Origin of the sequence: Pollutibacter soli, from assembly GCA_029269725.1 — a bacterium.
Lineage (GTDB): Bacteria > Bacteroidota > Bacteroidia > Chitinophagales > Chitinophagaceae > Pollutibacter > Pollutibacter soli.
On the sequence record JARJHS010000007.1, the window covers coordinates 221,634 to 238,135 of the forward strand.

13 protein-coding genes are annotated in these 16,502 nt (G+C 41.7%); 5 read left to right on the plus strand and 8 right to left on the minus strand.

Annotated features, from left to right (window positions below; all coding sequences use genetic code 11):
• Positions 1 to 368: 368 nt before the first annotated feature.
• Positions 369 to 2,570 (minus strand): penicillin acylase family protein, encoded by a 2,202-nt coding sequence (locus P2W82_RS17515; RefSeq protein WP_336517216.1) that lies wholly within the window; start codon positions 2,568 to 2,570, stop codon positions 369 to 371.
• Positions 2,571 to 2,641: 71 nt separating this feature from the next.
• Between P2W82_RS17515 and P2W82_RS17520 the strand changes: the two genes are divergently transcribed.
• Positions 2,642 to 3,277, plus strand: coding sequence for a class I SAM-dependent methyltransferase (locus tag P2W82_RS17520; protein WP_336517217.1), 636 nt, complete (start codon positions 2,642 to 2,644; stop codon positions 3,275 to 3,277).
• Between the two features lie 89 nt (positions 3,278 to 3,366).
• On the opposite strand, the gene P2W82_RS17525 is transcribed toward P2W82_RS17520, so the two are convergent.
• From P2W82_RS17525 to P2W82_RS17550, 6 genes are all read right to left on the minus strand, one after another.
• Entirely contained in the window at positions 3,367 to 3,897 is a 531-nt protein-coding gene (locus P2W82_RS17525; protein WP_336517218.1) for a DinB family protein, read from the minus strand.
• 74 nt (positions 3,898 to 3,971) lie between these two features.
• The gene (locus P2W82_RS17530; protein WP_336517219.1) at positions 3,972 to 6,128 is read right to left on the minus strand and encodes a prolyl oligopeptidase family serine peptidase; all 2,157 of its coding nucleotides are present in this window, start codon (positions 6,126 to 6,128) and stop codon (positions 3,972 to 3,974) included.
• 111 nt (positions 6,129 to 6,239) lie between these two features.
• Positions 6,240 to 6,731: a hypothetical protein gene (locus P2W82_RS17535; protein WP_336517220.1), complete on the minus strand. Its 492-nt coding sequence runs from the start codon at positions 6,729 to 6,731 to the stop codon at positions 6,240 to 6,242.
• Positions 6,732 to 6,830: 99 nt separating this feature from the next.
• Positions 6,831 to 7,334: a PAS domain-containing protein gene (locus P2W82_RS17540; protein WP_336517221.1), complete on the minus strand. Its 504-nt coding sequence runs from the start codon at positions 7,332 to 7,334 to the stop codon at positions 6,831 to 6,833.
• Positions 7,335 to 7,595: 261 nt separating this feature from the next.
• A complete protein-coding gene (locus P2W82_RS17545) occupies positions 7,596 to 9,608 on the minus strand; it encodes a M56 family metallopeptidase (RefSeq protein WP_336517222.1) in 2,013 nt (670 codons plus the stop codon).
• Between the two features lie 25 nt (positions 9,609 to 9,633).
• Positions 9,634 to 10,026, minus strand: coding sequence for a BlaI/MecI/CopY family transcriptional regulator (locus tag P2W82_RS17550; protein ID WP_336517223.1), 393 nt, complete (start codon positions 10,024 to 10,026; stop codon positions 9,634 to 9,636).
• A 289-nt stretch (positions 10,027 to 10,315) separates the two neighbouring features.
• On the opposite strand from P2W82_RS17550, the gene P2W82_RS17555 reads away from it, so the two are divergent.
• On the plus strand, positions 10,316 to 12,022 hold the full coding sequence (locus tag P2W82_RS17555; protein WP_336517224.1) for an amidohydrolase: 1,707 nt from the start codon (positions 10,316 to 10,318) through the stop codon (positions 12,020 to 12,022).
• 97 nt (positions 12,023 to 12,119) lie between these two features.
• The gene (locus P2W82_RS17560) at positions 12,120 to 12,908 is read left to right on the plus strand and encodes an MBL fold metallo-hydrolase (protein WP_336517225.1); all 789 of its coding nucleotides are present in this window, start codon (positions 12,120 to 12,122) and stop codon (positions 12,906 to 12,908) included.
• A 17-nt stretch (positions 12,909 to 12,925) separates the two neighbouring features.
• On the opposite strand, the gene P2W82_RS17565 is transcribed toward P2W82_RS17560, so the two are convergent.
• The gene (locus P2W82_RS17565; protein WP_336517226.1) at positions 12,926 to 13,783 is read right to left on the minus strand and encodes an endonuclease/exonuclease/phosphatase family protein; all 858 of its coding nucleotides are present in this window, start codon (positions 13,781 to 13,783) and stop codon (positions 12,926 to 12,928) included.
• A gap of 63 nt (positions 13,784 to 13,846) precedes the next feature.
• Between P2W82_RS17565 and P2W82_RS17570 the strand changes: the two genes are divergently transcribed.
• Positions 13,847 to 14,302: a DUF1801 domain-containing protein gene (locus P2W82_RS17570; RefSeq protein WP_336517227.1), complete on the plus strand. Its 456-nt coding sequence runs from the start codon at positions 13,847 to 13,849 to the stop codon at positions 14,300 to 14,302.
• Between the two features lie 99 nt (positions 14,303 to 14,401).
• A complete protein-coding gene (locus P2W82_RS17575; protein WP_336517228.1) occupies positions 14,402 to 16,213 on the plus strand; it encodes a MutS-related protein in 1,812 nt (603 codons plus the stop codon).
• Positions 16,214 to 16,502: the final 289 nt, after the last annotated feature.

Below are 16,502 nucleotides of genomic sequence, written 5' to 3' on the forward strand. Positions count from 1 at the left end.
GCATCTAGTTAAAAGACAAACGTTCGTCAATAGTGCAACAAAGGCCACCTTCTTTGATTTCTCCCGATCAGGTAAGAAATTATTGTATTTGATTCTGTTTCCTTCAACTGCAATTGTATTCATAAAACCAAAAATTCTTTTGGACTCCATCGTTGTGCCGGTATTGATATGAATTATGAAAAATGGGAGCCCGGGACATTGTCTTCTAAATTCCACTATACTAAACCAATTGATATAAGAATTTCAAACAAGTAAGAAATTTGTATCTCATATGAATATTACCGCAAAAAATACCAAATTAATACCATAAGTCATATTTCTCCAGAATGCTTGTTCCTATATGCCTATTCTCTAAATCTCCTGCCTCCCTACTCCTGCCTCCTTACTTCCCCCGGCAAGTACCTCTCCCTCGCATTCTTCTCCACCTCCTCCTTATAAAACAATACTTCCTTAAAAATCCCCTTCGTATACATCTCCGCCTGATCGCTGAAATGAGGAGAGGCCGGCACACTGTTTTCGCCGCCGGCGAGCAATGATTTCGCTTTTATACGCGGACCGAATTCAACTGCACAAATAAAACTGTTGCCGCTGACGCCGTATCGTTTTTTGGTACCGGTCATAACGCGACTGTTGTAGGAAGGAAGACAACCCCAGGTGGCTGATGCAAAACCTACGGGCAAGCTTGGTTGTGAGTCATCATATATTTCCCTGATATTTCCTGTAAGTCGCTGGTATCGGTTGATCTCTCCCCAGGCCATTTTCCAGGTGCCATATTTTTCAGTGAGGTCTTTCAGGGTGCCTCTTAAAGCGAGAAAAAAATCTTCAGGTGCGGCATAATCCGCAAAATATTTTGTCGCCTGGGTCTGATCCATTTCTCCCGCATTGATATATACGCGCGAGATACTGGGGTTTAATTTCTCTCCCCATTCTACTGCAATCGTTGTTGCAACCGAATTGGGAGTACATCTGTAATCCCAGTTTCTTAAAGAATCGACTGCTTCTGCAATTTCATTGTACAGCATATTTCCTTTGGGAACATGCTGATCAAAATTGCGAATGAGCGCAGGAACCAATATCTCAAATGCAGACAGATAATTATCATAACCAGCTGTGATCAATTTATCAATTGTAAATGATTTTTCTTTTTCCAGAACTTTTGCTGCGTTTATCGCGCGGAAGTTTTCACCATCAGGTGCCATATACGCCGGGTAATTTTTTCTTTCAGGACTTGCAGTTCCTGAAACAGTAAATGGTGTGGAATTACAATTCTGTATCCAACCGGATGTGGGGTTATAGACATGAACAGTCTGGTCCACAGTATGCATTCCTTTGTATTCAGTCGATTTAACTGAGCCATCAACCACCTTATCCCAATTCAGACTACTATCACGCACAGGCATATAGTTTCCATGCCAGTAAGCAATATTTCCTTTATTATCTGCAAAGACGGTGTTGTTGGACGTATTGCCACGCAGGTCCATTACTTTTTTATAATCCTCCAATCCCTTTGCTTTAGTACGAAGCCAGCTCTGTTCGAGACTGTTGAGCGATCGGTTATAGGATCGTACACTGATCCACTTGCCGTCTCTTTTTGCCATTACCGGACCATGATGTGTGCTATAAGCAGTGAATGATTTTTCTTTCAGCACATCCCCATCTTTGAACTTTATGCGGATCTTTTTTTCTGTTACCGGCTTCTGAGCGTTTTCATATACATAAAAGTATTTCTCACCCTTTTTCACAATCGTCTCTGCATACATGTCAGATACATCAGCATTGCTCGAGGTATGCATCCATCCACAGTATTGATTAAAGCCCTGATAAATAAAAAACTGGCCCCAGGTAACAGCGCCGTATACCTGTAATCCCTGTTCACTGCTCATTTGTACTTCTGGTCTGAAATAAAATGTGACGTGAGGGTTGATATAAAGCAATGCATGGCCACTATTGGTCCTTGCAGGAGACACGGCAAATCCGTTGGAACCGGAAACTTCTTTTGCTTCATCTCTTTTTTTCAATGAAGCAGTTTGAGCCATGCCGGTGTAAAAATTTTTCAAATCACCAGCATCAATATCGCCGGTACTTATGGCGCCGATGCTTCCATCCGTCCATAGCAGGGGATACCAGGGTTTAAACCTGCTGATCAATGCCGGTTTGGATTCAGGATGCGTGTGCAGATAATAGTTCATCCCAGCGGCCCAGGCAGTAAGCAACTCTTTCATCCAGGCAGGGCTTTTCTTATATTCAGCTAACGCCTCTGAAGAATCGATGATCATTCTTATGTACAGATCATTCCAGATTTCTGCTTCACCCCGGATCTCACTCATGCGCCCGAGCTTCTCGATATAATTCAGCTCAACCCTTTTGAAATCATCTTCACATTGCGCATAGATCAAACCGAAAACCGCATCAGCATCTGATTTTCCATATACATGTGGTATTCCCCAATTGTCGCGGATGATTGTTACGTTTTTCGATTGCGCCTTCCATTGATTGATTTCTGCAACACTAAAAGGTTGCGCATGGCCGATAACGGAAAAAAATAAAAATATTCCCAGGCAAAATTTCATAATCAACAATTGATAGTTTCGAAGTTAATAACAGTAATTTAAAGGAGCGTAGAGAATATCTCTCATCATTTATGCAGGAAGAACATGATGATATAATAAACATATGTAACATCACCAGGCTCGAAGTAGCTGCGTTGAGTTGGCAATTGTTATTGCCCGACCTGGAAAAAATCAGGAGCCGTTATTTCACATTAAAACATTCTGCATTTCCATTCTGGGCAAGGATCTGGCCTGCGGCAAAGGCATTGGGAATTTACCTGGTAGAAAATTTCCAGGTTATTGATAACAAATCCGTGCTTGAAGTGGGAGGCGGGCTTGGGATCCCTTCGATCGTAGCATCGGGATTTGCTTCTGAAGTAATCTGTACAGATTTATATCCGGAAGGACTTTGGATTTGCAAAAAAAATGCTGAACTGAACGGGATAGGGAATGTAAGTATTCGTGTCTTCGATTGGAATATTGATGAAATGCCTGATACCGATGTCATCATCGGAAGTGATATCAGTTATGATCCCAGCCAATATAAAAGACTTGAAAAATTGCTCAGAATTTGGGTTGATGCTGGAAAGACAATTGTACTCAGTATGCCGCAAAGACTTCAATCAGTGCCTTTCGTTGTCGCGATTGAATCCCTCATCCGGGACCGGAGGGAATATACCATCATCGATGACGAACGCGAAGTAATCGTATCTGTCTTTCGTCTGTAGTTGGGTTTTAAATTACAGGTGGTTAGGTTGCAAGCTAACCTGAACTTAACCACCTGTAACCTATAACTTAACAACTTATAGCTTACCACTTAAAAAAGCATTTCCTGTGGCGGTTTGATTCCGAGCACACGGATATAAGTTGTCAGCTGCCCGCGATGATGTGTCTGATGTTCAAATGTTTTATTAATCCAGATCCAGCGCGGCTCCTCAAAACGGAAAAATTTTCCTTTCTCTTCCAAAGCTGATAGCGGCATCTTCTTCAAATTTTCGATCACAAAATCATAACTCGCATTTACAAAATAAACCACCGAATCCTTGCTTTGTGCACCTGGAGCGGCCTCCAGGTTACGCTGAGGTAACGGACTTGCCACACCTACAGCCTGTGAACCAAGACCAAAATTTCCGCCCGCCAGGTGAAGTAACTGTTGGGCAATTGTGCGAATACTGTCGTTTGCCCTGAACGAATATTTATCTGCAGGAATTACTGCGATATATGCGTTGGTATAAGTTTTTGCTCTTTCCCAATCTTTAACCATCTGAGCCCTGTATGTCTCAGTAAACTGAGCTTTGACAATAATTGAACTGATCAGAAACATCGGGATTAACATTGACTTTTTCATACACTGTGTTGGTTTAACTAATGAAAATATACGGTTAATAAAGAAATTCTTATGTGATATAATATCGCAGAAATCTAATTCAGTTTATTTTTTGCCTGGTAGGGTGTAATTCCCATGTTGTAAAAAAAGAAACTCCACATATCTGTATTTTCTTCCAGAATTTGTTCAGTACTCTTTCCTGCTCCGTGACCAGCTTTGGTTTCAATACGGATCAGTACCGGTTCTTTTCCTTGCTGATTTTCCTGAAGGGTTGCCGCAAATTTGAAACTATGTGCAGGTACTACACGATCATCATGATCGGCTGTAGTAATAAACGTTGCAGGATAGTTACCGGGCTTGATATTATGCAAAGGTGAATATTTATACAGATAGTCAAACATTTCTTTGCTTTCCTCCGATGTTCCATAATCGTAGGCCCAGCCTACACCTGCAGTGAATTTATGATAGCGCAGCATATCCAATACACCGACAGCAGGAAAAGCGACTTTAAACAATTTTGGTTCCTGTAACATCGTGGCACCGACCAATAATCCACCATTCGACCCACCTTCAATAGCCAGATAATCTGATGATGTATAACCGCTGTCAATCAGGAAATGTGCTGCTGAAATAAAATCATCAAAAACATTTTGCTTTTTTGTTTTGATACCCTGTTGGTGCCATGCAGCTCCATACTCGCCACCTCCCCTGAGATTTGCAACGGCATATATTCCTCCATTCTCCAGCAGTACTAATCTTGATGTACTGAAATAAGGAGTTAGACTTACGTTAAATCCACCATACCCATATAGTAGTGTCGGATTTTTTCCATCGGGCTTTGTACCTTTTTTGAAGGTGATGATCATAGGAATTTTTGTACCATCTTTTGATTTATAGAATACCTGCTTGCTTTCATAGTTCTGCGGATTGAATTTTACTTTAGGTTGTTTGTACAATTCCGTTTTGCCGGAAGAAATATCCATTTTGTAAATCGTCGATGGCTGTACATAAGATGAGAACATATAGTACACCTCTTTGTCTTCCGCCCTTGCGTTAAAGCCAGATGCTGTACCGGGTCCGGGCAGTGGAATCTCCCTGATTTGTTTTCCCTGGTGATCGTACTGGTAAACTTTGCTGATTGCATCTTTCAGGTAGTTGCAGAAAAAATATCCACCCGCTGTTGAAGTGGAAAGAGGGTCAGAAGTGGTAGCAACTACAACTGTCCATTGATCCATGCCAGGTGTGGCAATCGGCGCCTTTACAATCTTACCGTTTGGTGCATCCCTGTCGGTTTGGATATAGAAATACTGGTCATCAACATCTAAAATTTCATTTGATGATTTCATATCTCCAACGATTGGCAAGATAGGCGCATCAGGCTTCGTCAGATCCTGGACATAAAGTTCATTGCCATAGGTTTCATTAGCTGCGGTAATGACCAGCCATTTTTGATTTTCAGAAACCTGGCCACCGATATATCTGCGCGGTGTTTTGCTTCCGCCAAAAATCAATTTGTCCTCGCTCTGTTTAGTTCCAAGTTTATGATACAGCAAACGATGCTCCTGGGTCTTTGCACTCAACTGGCTGCCCGCCACTTTCTCATAGCTGCTATAATAGAAACCGTCATTACCCTTCCAGCTTATATCCGAAAATTTCACATCGATGAGTGTATCGCCTGATTGTTTTGCATCTGCTGATTCAAGAATAATCACTTTACGCCAGTCACTTCCACCTTCAGAAATCTGGTAACCTGCCATCGATCCATCTTTTGAAAAAGAAATTCCTGCGAGCGATGTAGTACCATCTTTACTGAATCTGTTCGGGTCAAGAAAAACCTTCGCTTCCGTTTCTCCCTTTTTTTCCCGGTACAGAACAGATTGATTTTGCAGGCCGGTATTGAGATAATAATAAGTGTAATCGCCCTTCTTAAATGGAGTCGAATATTTTTCATAATTAAACAACTCTTCATAACGTTGACGGATGGCGGAGCGAAAAGGGATCTGCTCGAGGTAATTCCTGGTGACTTCGTTTTCTTCCCGCACCCATGCCGCTGTTTCTTCGCTGGTGTCGTTTTCAAGCCAGCGATAGGGATCTTTTACTTTGGTGCCAAAATAGTCGTCAGTAACTGTTGTGTCTTTTTTTGTCTTTGGGTACATCACTTCGTCTGATTTTATATTCGTTTTTTGATCTTCCGGATTTTTACAAGCCAGGACAAAGCACAGCATGCCTGAAGCTATTATGAAAAATCTCATGTGTTTTAATTTCTGAAAAGATAGAAAGAAAAGAGATGGAAAATCGGGTGTCATCCGGGACATAAAAAAATCCCGGACTTCCCGGGATTCTATAAATCGATAGCGTTTAGCTTAATTGCAAAGGCTTAATGTTTCTGAACTTTTTGTACTGAACTGGATCTTGTTCACTTTGCCGGCAGTATTGTAATTCAGTACCAAGGTTCCATATTGGGTTTGAAATGCATCCCAGGTGGCATCTTTCAATTTTGGATTGCCAAGGTATTTGAATAAAGAACCTCTTTTTGCACCCATCAATGGAAGGGATAATTTTCCCTTGAACTTTTCCCTGATTTCAATATAATCCCTGCCGCTGTAAAAGTACAGGTCCCTGTCTTTATAGAAGACGCCCCCGCCGCATTTGCTGGACGTATTTTCGTCTTCCGCCGACGAAAAACAGGGGAGCTTCAGTTTAAATTCTTCCAGGTTTACATTTGTTTTTAACCCATTCACAGTGCCATCCAGGATATCCACCACGAAATCGGGGCAGGTTGTTTTAGGAGTTAACTGTGCAGAAACTGGCAGGGCAAAACCAAAAATCATTAATACGAAGAGTAATTTTTTCATACAGGATTTTGTTTGTCAAAGTCAGTACTGCAAAATCCCTGCAAAACTTTTTACACTGGCAGATTTTTTTATTGCTCTTGAAAACCAGCGTTCTAAAATTTACTTTTCCGTCAATTCGGACTCGAAAGCAATAAAATTAACCAGCTCACCGGACTTATTGAAGACGGGATAGCCACGGATAAAGCATGGATACGCTTCCCCGTTTTTTCTGTAATTGACCAATGTAGCCTCAAAGTGTTGGCGCTGATTGATTGCGTTTCTGATTGCGCGGGTTGTTTCTTTACTCGTGCCTTCGCCCTGGAACATCGAAGGCTTTTTTCCAATTACTTCCTGTGGCAGGTAGCCATTCATTTTAAACATGTTCCTCGTAGCGAGAACAATGAGTATGGAGGGATCTGTAACTATGATTGTGTTCCCACACCTGAAGAGTTCGCTTTCAAAATCGAAATTGTGTTTCCAGTGATTACTGGAAGCCATTCGGATCAGGTCGGCTCTGTCTGCAGCCATTCCCATCTTTGCATCATAACCTTCAATAAAAAGGTCCCAACACATCAGGGGCGAGTTAAATCCCTGCGAAGAATCAAGAGAAGTGCTTTCGCTCATCTGTGATGATGGATGATTTGAAACGGAAAGTTCGTATTCTTTTTAAAATGAAATTCCCGCGATTCCGAAAAATACGGAAAGCACGGGAATCTTTTAATGTTTATCGTTCCAGGTTTGAGCTGTAAGTTATAGGTTGTCAGATTTTAAGTTAGCGTTCAGCTGACAGCTGCAATCTTTAAAAATCAAACAGGTTTCTTTACGGCCCAGCCCACTATTTAAAGACCAATCTGGCGATCCACAGGCTCGCTGTCAAACCAGATGCTAGTTTGTCAGGTTATATTCAAAGTCAACTTTGTCACCCGCCTTTTTCTGAAAGCGTTTCAGCACCTTTTCATGAGTTTCCTCAGACTGTTTTTTTCCATTGATGATGAGCTCCTTATTGTTCAGTTTCATCTTGAAATTGTGCTTATCTTTTATTATTCCTTCTTCGTAGAGGTCATTGATAACATCTCCAATTTCATCCTGGCGTTCAATCTCTATTTTCTGAAGAAGTTCGAGCTGCGCCTGGTTTTGAAGGGCCATATCCTCATGAACCTTCATCCTGGATAATTCCAGAGATTTGGAAAGTTCCTGTTGCTTTTGGAAAAGATTATTTTTCAGCTCATATTCCATTCTCATTTTATCCAACGCTATTTGATTTGCTGCATTCAGATCTTCAGCGATTATTGGGTTTAACGGATTAAACTGCTGATGAAGTAAAAACTCTTTTTCGGCCAGGGCAAACTGCTTTGATTGAAGCAGAGCCTGCATATCATTGGACCTGGCCAGTGATTCAGCCAGCTTTGCCTGGTCAACTGCAAGTTTAGCGAGCTGAAGTTGTTGCTCCTGGTAACTTTTTGCAATCATTTTATCGATCTCTTTCAACGCTGGCTGATGTTTAGGAAACTCGGATGCCTTGATTTCACGGCCATCGATTTTTAGTGTAAGGATCTTGTTTCCTTTTTTCAGAAACTCATAAGTCTTTCCCTGGTATCTGACTTTGTATTCCGCAATTAAAGAATGTGTTACACTGATGTTTCCGGGATTGGTATCGTTGATCCTGTTTTCTTCAAATAAAGGCATCTCAAGGAGTTCCATTTCTTCTGCATTTTCCTCTACTTCAGTTACAGGCCCTTCAAAAATAATTGTGTCTTTGATCTCCTGTCTGGATTCCGATACATTTTTATCGTCTTTAGAAGAAACAATCTGTTCCTGTTTTTTAAAATTCTGTTGGTGAGGTGCTTGTTGTTTTTTCTGTTGAGAAAAAGCAAGTGTTGCGACGGCCATAGTGACGATCACCGAGCCAAGAATGATCTTTTCCATTGAATTCAGCGTTTTGTTGTTGTTATTGATGATCCTCGAAATACGATTCAGTACCTCGTTTTTATATCCGGGAAATGCAGTTGCATATTTTAATTCAGGTTGCTGCAGTTGAAATTCCTGGAAAGCAACAAGTGCATGTACATATTGTTTTTTGTCATTGATGACAGCAATTGCAAGGTCATCGCAGCAGTACTCTCTTTCCCTTCGGATGAGTTCAGAGATCCAATGAACTGCAGGGTTGAAAAAGAAAATGATTTCAGTGAAACGTTGCAGAAGATTTACGAGGAAATCATGTCGGCGGATATGAGCCAGTTCGTGCAGAATGATTGCTTCCACTTCGTCCGTTTTCAATGCATTAAGCATTGCAGCAGGAAAAAGAATTAATGGTTTGAAGAATCCTATCACCATAGGCACCGAAGCTGTAGCTGATTTACACAATTTCACAGGCGCACTCATATTCATCGACACCATGAGACGCTCAAGTCGCTCATTCCATAACTTTCCTGCATCTATAGTATGATGCTTTCTAAGCCTGCCCAGCATAGTAATACCCATCAGTAATTGAATCGTCTTTAAGCTGATGATCACCAGCCAGCCCAATACAAACCAGGAAGAGTATTTTATCAGAAATGATTTACTGATCTCTAACCAGGTCGGGGAATTGCTCAGGCTTATAATTGTATTTCCTGAATCAGGAACCGACAGCATGGTCTGCGATATCAAGATGACACTGTTGTTGCTGATATTCTGATACGCATAAATAAATATGAATACTGTACTAAAAACAAAAAGACCCAGTACTGATACCAGCAGTTTGTACCTGGTATGTGGCCCGGCTTTTTTTGTACATAAGATGATCAGTCCGCTTAACGCGGCCATTACAAGTCCCAGCCATAAACTATGGAGTAGTGTACGGAATAGTGCATCGGGAACAGCACCGGAAAGCCATGAGTCTGAAAAAATCTTTTCCATACAGAGCTGTTAAGCAGTAGTCAAATCATTTTATATTATCCAGCATCTTACGGATTGCTTTCAGCTCTTCCGCAGATGTCTTTTTATTTCCGAGCAATTGCATCACCAGGCTGCTGGCAGAGCCGTTGTACATATTTTCTACAAAACGTGAAAGCAGGAAACCTTTGGTCTTTTCTTCGTCTTCTACGGGCTGGTATACATGCTTCATATTTGAATCGTCTCGCGTCAGCATCCCCTTTTCATGCATGATCTGCATGAGCTTTAAAGTAGAAGTATACTGCACCGGCCGTGACTGGCTGTTGAGCTCATCGTTCACAAATCTTACTGTTGATGGTCCGTGTTCCCAGAGCACTTTCAATATTTCCAGTTCCGATTTGGTTGGTTCAATTCCGGAAGGAGCCTGTTTTTTTGCTTTCATTATCCTAAGGTAGGAAAAAATTCGTACGAAACAAATAATAGGTTGTTAAAAGAAGAGGAAGGCAGGAGTGGGGAGGCAGGAGATTTAGCGAGCAGAGAGCAGGGTCAAGCTTCGCGGACAATTTTTAATTTCAGATAAAAAATATTTTACGCTGAAAAATACTTTTGATTTCGAACTCTGCTGCTTGATACTGCCCACGATCCCCCTAAATCTCCTTCCTTGAAACTCCTCCCTCCTGCTTCTGCCTCCCAACTTTTTTGCCTATTTTACCTGATAATTAAATATCCGAATGAAAAATTCCCTCCTGGTTTTATTTCTATTCATTTCTGCCAGCTGCCTTTCACAACCGGAAACTGTTTTTTTCAACGCAAGAATTTTTACTGCTGATCCCAACAAACCATTTGCTGAGGCAGTTGCAATCAGGGGAGAAGATATTATTGCTGTAGGAAAACTGGCTGATGTAAAAGCCATGGTGAGTGCAAAGGCGGTGATGAAAGATTTGCAGGGTGCATTCCTGATGCCCGGAATGATCGATGCACATAGCCATGCGATCAGCGGAGGGAAATCGCTATTAAAACCAAACCTGTTTGAAGAAGAAAAGACGCCCGGGGAGTTGCTCACTTATATAAGGAAACTTATCAAAGAGAAAAAAGGGCTAACGGGTGATATTCTTTTAGTGTATGGAGTAAACATCGCCACCTGGGCCGATCTGAAGACACTGCAGAAAAATTTTAATACAAAAGAATTCTCCAGTCAGGCTGTGTACCTCGAAGGATCGGATGGTCATACCGCCTGGGTGAACCGAGTAATGCTGGAAAAAGCAGGCATCAATAAATCATACATTGATAACCTGCCATCGTCGATACAGAAGTACTATGACAGGGAAAAAGATGGTGAACCAACAGGATTTGTTACAGATAGTGGATTGCATAAACTGGAAGCAGCATTGCCTGTTGATCCAAACGAAGATCTTCGTGGTGCCGACGAAGCCATCAGGCATTGCAATAGCCTTGGTATAACCGCCTGGCTTGAACCTTCCGCCTGCAAAGCAACAGATCCGGGTGATGGAATACTTCCAGCCTATCAATACCTGATCACGGAAAAAAAACTTACTGCTCATGTTGCCGCTGCACTGGTGGCGGATCCTAACCTGGACGCACAGACGCAGATCAGCAGATTGAAATCGCTACAGGCGAAATACGATAAAAGCAATGATTTTCACATCATCGGCTTTAAAATATTTGCAGATGGGGTTTTGGAATATCCTGCCCAGACAGCGGCAATTTCAATACCATACACTAATGGCAGTACGAATGGTAAGCTTCTTTTTGATACAGAAAATTTCAAAAGTTTTGTAACTCTTGTAGATAAACAGAATCTACTCGTGCATGTTCATGCCATCGGTGATCTGGCAGTTACGGAAACGCTGAACGGATTTGAGTTCATGCGAAAAATGAACGGCAATTCCATATTGCCGCATTCCATCACTCATCTTCAGTTAATTCTCGCTAAAGATATCTCTCGTTTCCAGATGCTCAATATTCTACCGGTCATGCAATTGCGATGGGCATTTGGTGATGTTACCACAGTGGATATTGTCAAGCCTTACATCGATCCTTCACTGTTTAAAAGACAATACCCTGCGAAATCTCTGCAACGTGCCGGTGCATTTGTTTGCGGAGCAAGTGACTGGCCTGTAAGTACTGCCAATCCATTCGAGGCCATGGCAACTGCTGAAACCCGTTCGGGTAATCGTGGTGTGCTTGATAGTACTGAGCGGATGTCGCGAAATTCGATGTTATATGCGTATACTCTGAATGCTGCCATGGCTATTCTTATGGATAAGAGAATAGGAAGTATCCAGGCTGGAAAATCCGCAGATATCATCATGGTTGATCGCGATCTCACGAAAGTCAGCTCTGCAGAATTATCAGAAGCAAAGATTCTCTGGACAATGTTCCGTGGCCAGACGGTTTATACGGCTCCGAAGAAATAATCCGTCAGAGCCTTTTGGCATATAATAAATTGCGTTTAGCCATTTTTAAGTTTTCATTAGCAGGATACCTCTATAGCTTCATAGCAATTTCCTGCTTATGCCCTGGTATATTGTCATCATGCTCTCTGCAATGGTCATCCTTCATCAGTCGGTGAGTGGCCGTTGCCCGGAAGAAAAAGGGTCAATAAAAATAACCTATACCGGAAATATGGGTGTACTGATTTCAACAGACCGGGAAGCTGTCTGGATGGATGGTCTGCATAAATTTTATAAGCCGGAATATCAACCAACAGATCAGCAATTCATTGACAAAGCAAAACAGCATGAGGGAGACTTTAAGTCGCTGCAATGGCTGTTGTTTTCTCATTATCATCGCGATCATTTTGATGCAACGCTCACAAAAGAAATTATCAGCAATTCCCCCGAAATAAAAATTTCAGGAGCCGGCCAGGTGGTGGACTCATTAACGGATGCGTTTACAAAAAACGCATGGAACCGGAATGGCAGTTTGGATAATGCAGACTATGAAAGTTCTGTACATGTTGAAGCATTCAATCTGCAGCACACCTGGCCGGCTCGTCATTCAACTGTACAGAACCTGATGTTTTCGGTAATCATTGACGGAAAGCGTATTACTCACCTTGGCGACTCAGGAGATAAAGATCCTGCTTACACACAGAAAGCTTTTCTTAATGCAGAAGTGCTCGTCGTTCCTTACTGGCTTTTGCTGAATGAAGATGGAAAATCACTCCTTAAAACATCAAAGGCAATAACAATTATCGCCACTCACATTGAACCCGGCGCAAAACTTCCCATTGAATTAAAAAATGGCAAAGAACAGAAGGTAATACTGTTCGATGTCCCGGGAGAATTTATCAACGTTTAACGTTAAACGTTATACGTTCAACGTTGAGCATATTGGAGTTCTGCAAATACCGGAAAATGATCTGAAGAGAATCTTCCGTGCCATGTCTGTGATAAGGTTGCATGTTGTAAAACACGGAATCCATTAGTAATGAAAATATAGTCGATGGGAAGGTCTGTTTGTTCCTGGTTTTTGAAACTGTTGAAAGTCCCATCAGGTCCGTAATGTGGCGTTGAGGAAATCAGGCGCGTGTCGGTGAGATGATCAGGATTGGATGTGTCCATAATAACCTTTATCGGTTCATCATTCGGGTCAGCATTAAAATCGCCAGTGATGATCGCTGGGGTTGTGCCTGCAATTTCTTTTACTTTCTTAAGCAAGAGTTTTGCGCTTTCTCTTCTTGCCACTTTACCAATATGGTCGAAATGTGTATTGAAATGAAAAAAGATCTTTTTGGATTTCCGGTCGCGGAATTTTGCCCAGGTAACTATTCGCTCAAATGCTGCATCCCATCCTTTCAAACCGGGAACATCCGTTTTTTCTGCCAACCAGAATGTATTGCCTTCCAGTAATTCCAGTTTTGTGTGATCATAAAATATGGCTGAATACTCACCTTTTTCTTTTCCGTCATTTCTTCCAACACCAATCGATTTATAGTTTTTCAGATCGGCCTGCATATCCACCATCTGGTTATGCTGCGCTTCCTGTACACCGATAATATCAGCGCGATGAAATAATATCTGGCTACTGACGTAATTCCTTCGGTTTGGCCACGCATTCATACTGTCACCAGGATTATTGTACCTGATATTGAACGTCATCACTCTCAGAACTTGCTGCGCTTCCGAATGCATAATCAAACCAAGACAGAAAATAATCAATGGAAATTTTCTCATATTACAGATCATTATGGTATAAAAATAAACCATCTGAAAAGAGTACATTCAGGAAATCTTTTTATGCAGTCAAATGCCAGAACACCTGATCAGTATTTCAGGAATCTTCCGGATGACAGGAGGGCGGTAATGAATGCATTGAGAAAAGAGATATTAAATAACCTGCCAAAAGGTTTTGAAGAACAAATGACTTATGGAATAATCGGGTATGTTGTCCCTTTAAGCGCATATCCTGCTGGATATCATGTGACTCCTGACACACCTTTGCCATTCATCAATATCGCATCGCAAAAAAACCATATTGCGTTTTATCACCTGGGGATGTATGCAGATCCTGAGCTGCTTCACTGGTTTACTGAAGCATATCCGAAGCACAGCAAAACAAAGCTGGATATGGGTAAATCCTGTATCCGTTGGAAAAAACCGGAACACGTTCCATTGAAACTGATAGGAGAGTTGGTAAAAAAAATGACTATGAAAGCATGGATTAAGATCTATGAGGATGCAAAACCGAAATAATTCTTTATTACCGTGTAATATTTTAATAATTACTTCAACACATGTTTCCGGTTCATTTCTGATCCGCTGACGTAATTTGCAGCGACTTAGCATCCTGATATGAATTACCCGGAACAACCTTTTGTTTTTTATAAAAGCAGTATTGAATTTTTAAAAAAAGAAATCAACCGGCTGGCTTCTTCACGATCGCGAATATCATGGTTGCGTGTCTTGATCATTGCAGCAGTGATTACAGCGATCGTACTATTATGGTCTTCAGGGTTTGGTTCCATATTTCTTGTAATTGTACCATTGTTCGCATTGTTTGGTTTCCTGGTTACGCGGACATTAAAACTGGATGAACAACTTGCGCATAATCGCACATTGTTGCGCATCAATGAGGAAGAACTTTCCGGGCTTTCCGGGTTTCATATAAAGCGCTTCGATGGTTCAAAGTACCTCGGTTCTGAGGGTGCATCCGGAAATGACCTGGATGTATTTGGTCCGGCATCTTTATATCCATTTCTCAACCGGGCAAATACGGAAAGAGGTCGTGACATGGTAGCTGAAACTCTTCACACTCCGCAATCCCGTGAACATATATTACAGAAGCAGGCTGCTGTCATCGAATTGCAGCAACAGACTCCCTGGCGGCAACAACTACAGGCCTATGGTATGCGTGCTGATATTACACGCAATTCAGAAACCGTTATTGAAAAGTGGTTGAGTGAAACACCAAAAGAGTTCCAGGGACCTGTATGGATGGTTTTACGATTCCTGATTCCGGTCATTTCATTCACCATCTGTATTTTTTATGCACAGGATAAAATCAGCGATCCGGCTTTCAATATTTCCATGCTATTGATTCTTGGTTTTGTTTTGTTTGTGAGCAGGGGAATTGCGGCGAATTACAGTATGCTTTCCGGAGTAGTGAAGGAAATGGAAGCCCTGGGAAATCTTCTGCACACGATCGAACAGCATCAATTCAATTCACCACTGTTGCGCGAACAACAGGATTTATTAAAGTCAGACGCCATTGCTTCTGTGAAAATCAGGGAATTGAAAAGCATCCTGAACAGGATGGATTACAGACTGAACCCGATTGTTTGGGTTCCGCTCAGTGTTTTCTTTTTCTGGGATCTCCAGCAGGTTTTTTCGCTGGAAAAATGGCGGCGCTCGATGAAAGGAAAGATTGCGCATTGGTATTCATCCGTAGCATGGTTTGAGAATCTTTCCTCTTTCGCCAACCTTTCTTTTAATCATCCACGCTGGGCAATGCCGGTGATCAGCGAACAGTGGTTTGAACTGGAAGGAAAACAGATGGGACATCCGTTAATTATTCCTTCTAAATCAGTTCTGAACGACCTGAAAATAAATGGTGCCGGTGAGCTGATCATGCTTACAGGGTCCAACATGGCTGGTAAGAGTACTTTTCTGCGAACGCTTGGTACAAACATGATTCTGGCAATGGCCGGCGGACCCGTATGTGCGGATTATTTCAAAATTCCTGTTTTGTCGGTGGTAAGTTCCATGCGCATCATGGATAATCTCGAAGAAGAAACTTCCACTTTTTATGCCGAATTGAAAAAACTCAAAAAAATTCTTGAATCGATACAATCCCGTGAAAAAGTATTTATCCTTCTGGATGAAATGCTGCGCGGTACAAATGCGATCGACAGACATACGGGTTCTGTAGCCCTGATCAGGCAGCTGTTGAAATTTGATGCTGTGGGAATTATTGCATCACATGATATTTCATTGACAGAATTGGCGAACGAGTATCCCGGTAAAATTGAAAATTATCATTTCGATTCATCGGTAATAAATAATGAAATTGTGTTCGATTACCGGTTGAAAAATGGCGTCTGTACATCTACAAATGCCACCCTCCTTATGAAAAAAATCGGGCTTCAGATCGAGGATGAAAATTGACATCGTCAAATGGTTTCTGCTAATAGGGCAAGGCATGCCTGTTCGTAAATCGATCACTGGTGTCCTTTACATTCCAGATAATTACACATCTGGTGCGCACTTTTCAATTCATACTTTACCTCTGATTTAACTTCGTCCGCACTTTGGGCCGCTACAAACAGGATGCTACTTCCTGAGATGAACGAACCTGCGGATACAAGCAAGAAGAATTTGGCTCACAAGTGGGCTTAATTATAACCTGACACTTAAAACTTCAACTTTCAACTTTAAACTTTCCTGCCTGTCCGGC

What these genes read in the sequence shown, in the direction of transcription:
- P2W82_RS17515 (WP_336517216.1), bottom strand. Translation starts at nt 2,570, where the DNA reads ATGAAATTTTGCCTGGGAATATTTTTATTTTTTTCCGTTATCGGCCAT.
- P2W82_RS17520 (WP_336517217.1), top strand. Translation starts at nt 2,642, where the DNA reads ATGCAGGAAGAACATGATGATATAATAAACATATGTAACATCACCAGG.
- P2W82_RS17525 (WP_336517218.1), bottom strand. Translation starts at nt 3,897, where the DNA reads ATGAAAAAGTCAATGTTAATCCCGATGTTTCTGATCAGTTCAATTATT.
- P2W82_RS17530 (WP_336517219.1), bottom strand. Translation starts at nt 6,128, where the DNA reads ATGAGATTTTTCATAATAGCTTCAGGCATGCTGTGCTTTGTCCTGGCT.
- P2W82_RS17535 (WP_336517220.1), bottom strand. Translation starts at nt 6,731, where the DNA reads ATGAAAAAATTACTCTTCGTATTAATGATTTTTGGTTTTGCCCTGCCA.
- P2W82_RS17540 (WP_336517221.1), bottom strand. Translation starts at nt 7,334, where the DNA reads ATGAGCGAAAGCACTTCTCTTGATTCTTCGCAGGGATTTAACTCGCCC.
- P2W82_RS17545 (WP_336517222.1), bottom strand. Translation starts at nt 9,608, where the DNA reads ATGGAAAAGATTTTTTCAGACTCATGGCTTTCCGGTGCTGTTCCCGAT.
- P2W82_RS17550 (WP_336517223.1), bottom strand. Translation starts at nt 10,026, where the DNA reads ATGAAAGCAAAAAAACAGGCTCCTTCCGGAATTGAACCAACCAAATCG.
- P2W82_RS17555 (WP_336517224.1), top strand. Translation starts at nt 10,316, where the DNA reads ATGAAAAATTCCCTCCTGGTTTTATTTCTATTCATTTCTGCCAGCTGC.
- P2W82_RS17560 (WP_336517225.1), top strand. Translation starts at nt 12,120, where the DNA reads ATGCCCTGGTATATTGTCATCATGCTCTCTGCAATGGTCATCCTTCAT.
- P2W82_RS17565 (WP_336517226.1), bottom strand. Translation starts at nt 13,783, where the DNA reads ATGAGAAAATTTCCATTGATTATTTTCTGTCTTGGTTTGATTATGCAT.
- P2W82_RS17570 (WP_336517227.1), top strand. Translation starts at nt 13,847, where the DNA reads ATGCAGTCAAATGCCAGAACACCTGATCAGTATTTCAGGAATCTTCCG.
- P2W82_RS17575 (WP_336517228.1), top strand. Translation starts at nt 14,402, where the DNA reads ATGAATTACCCGGAACAACCTTTTGTTTTTTATAAAAGCAGTATTGAA.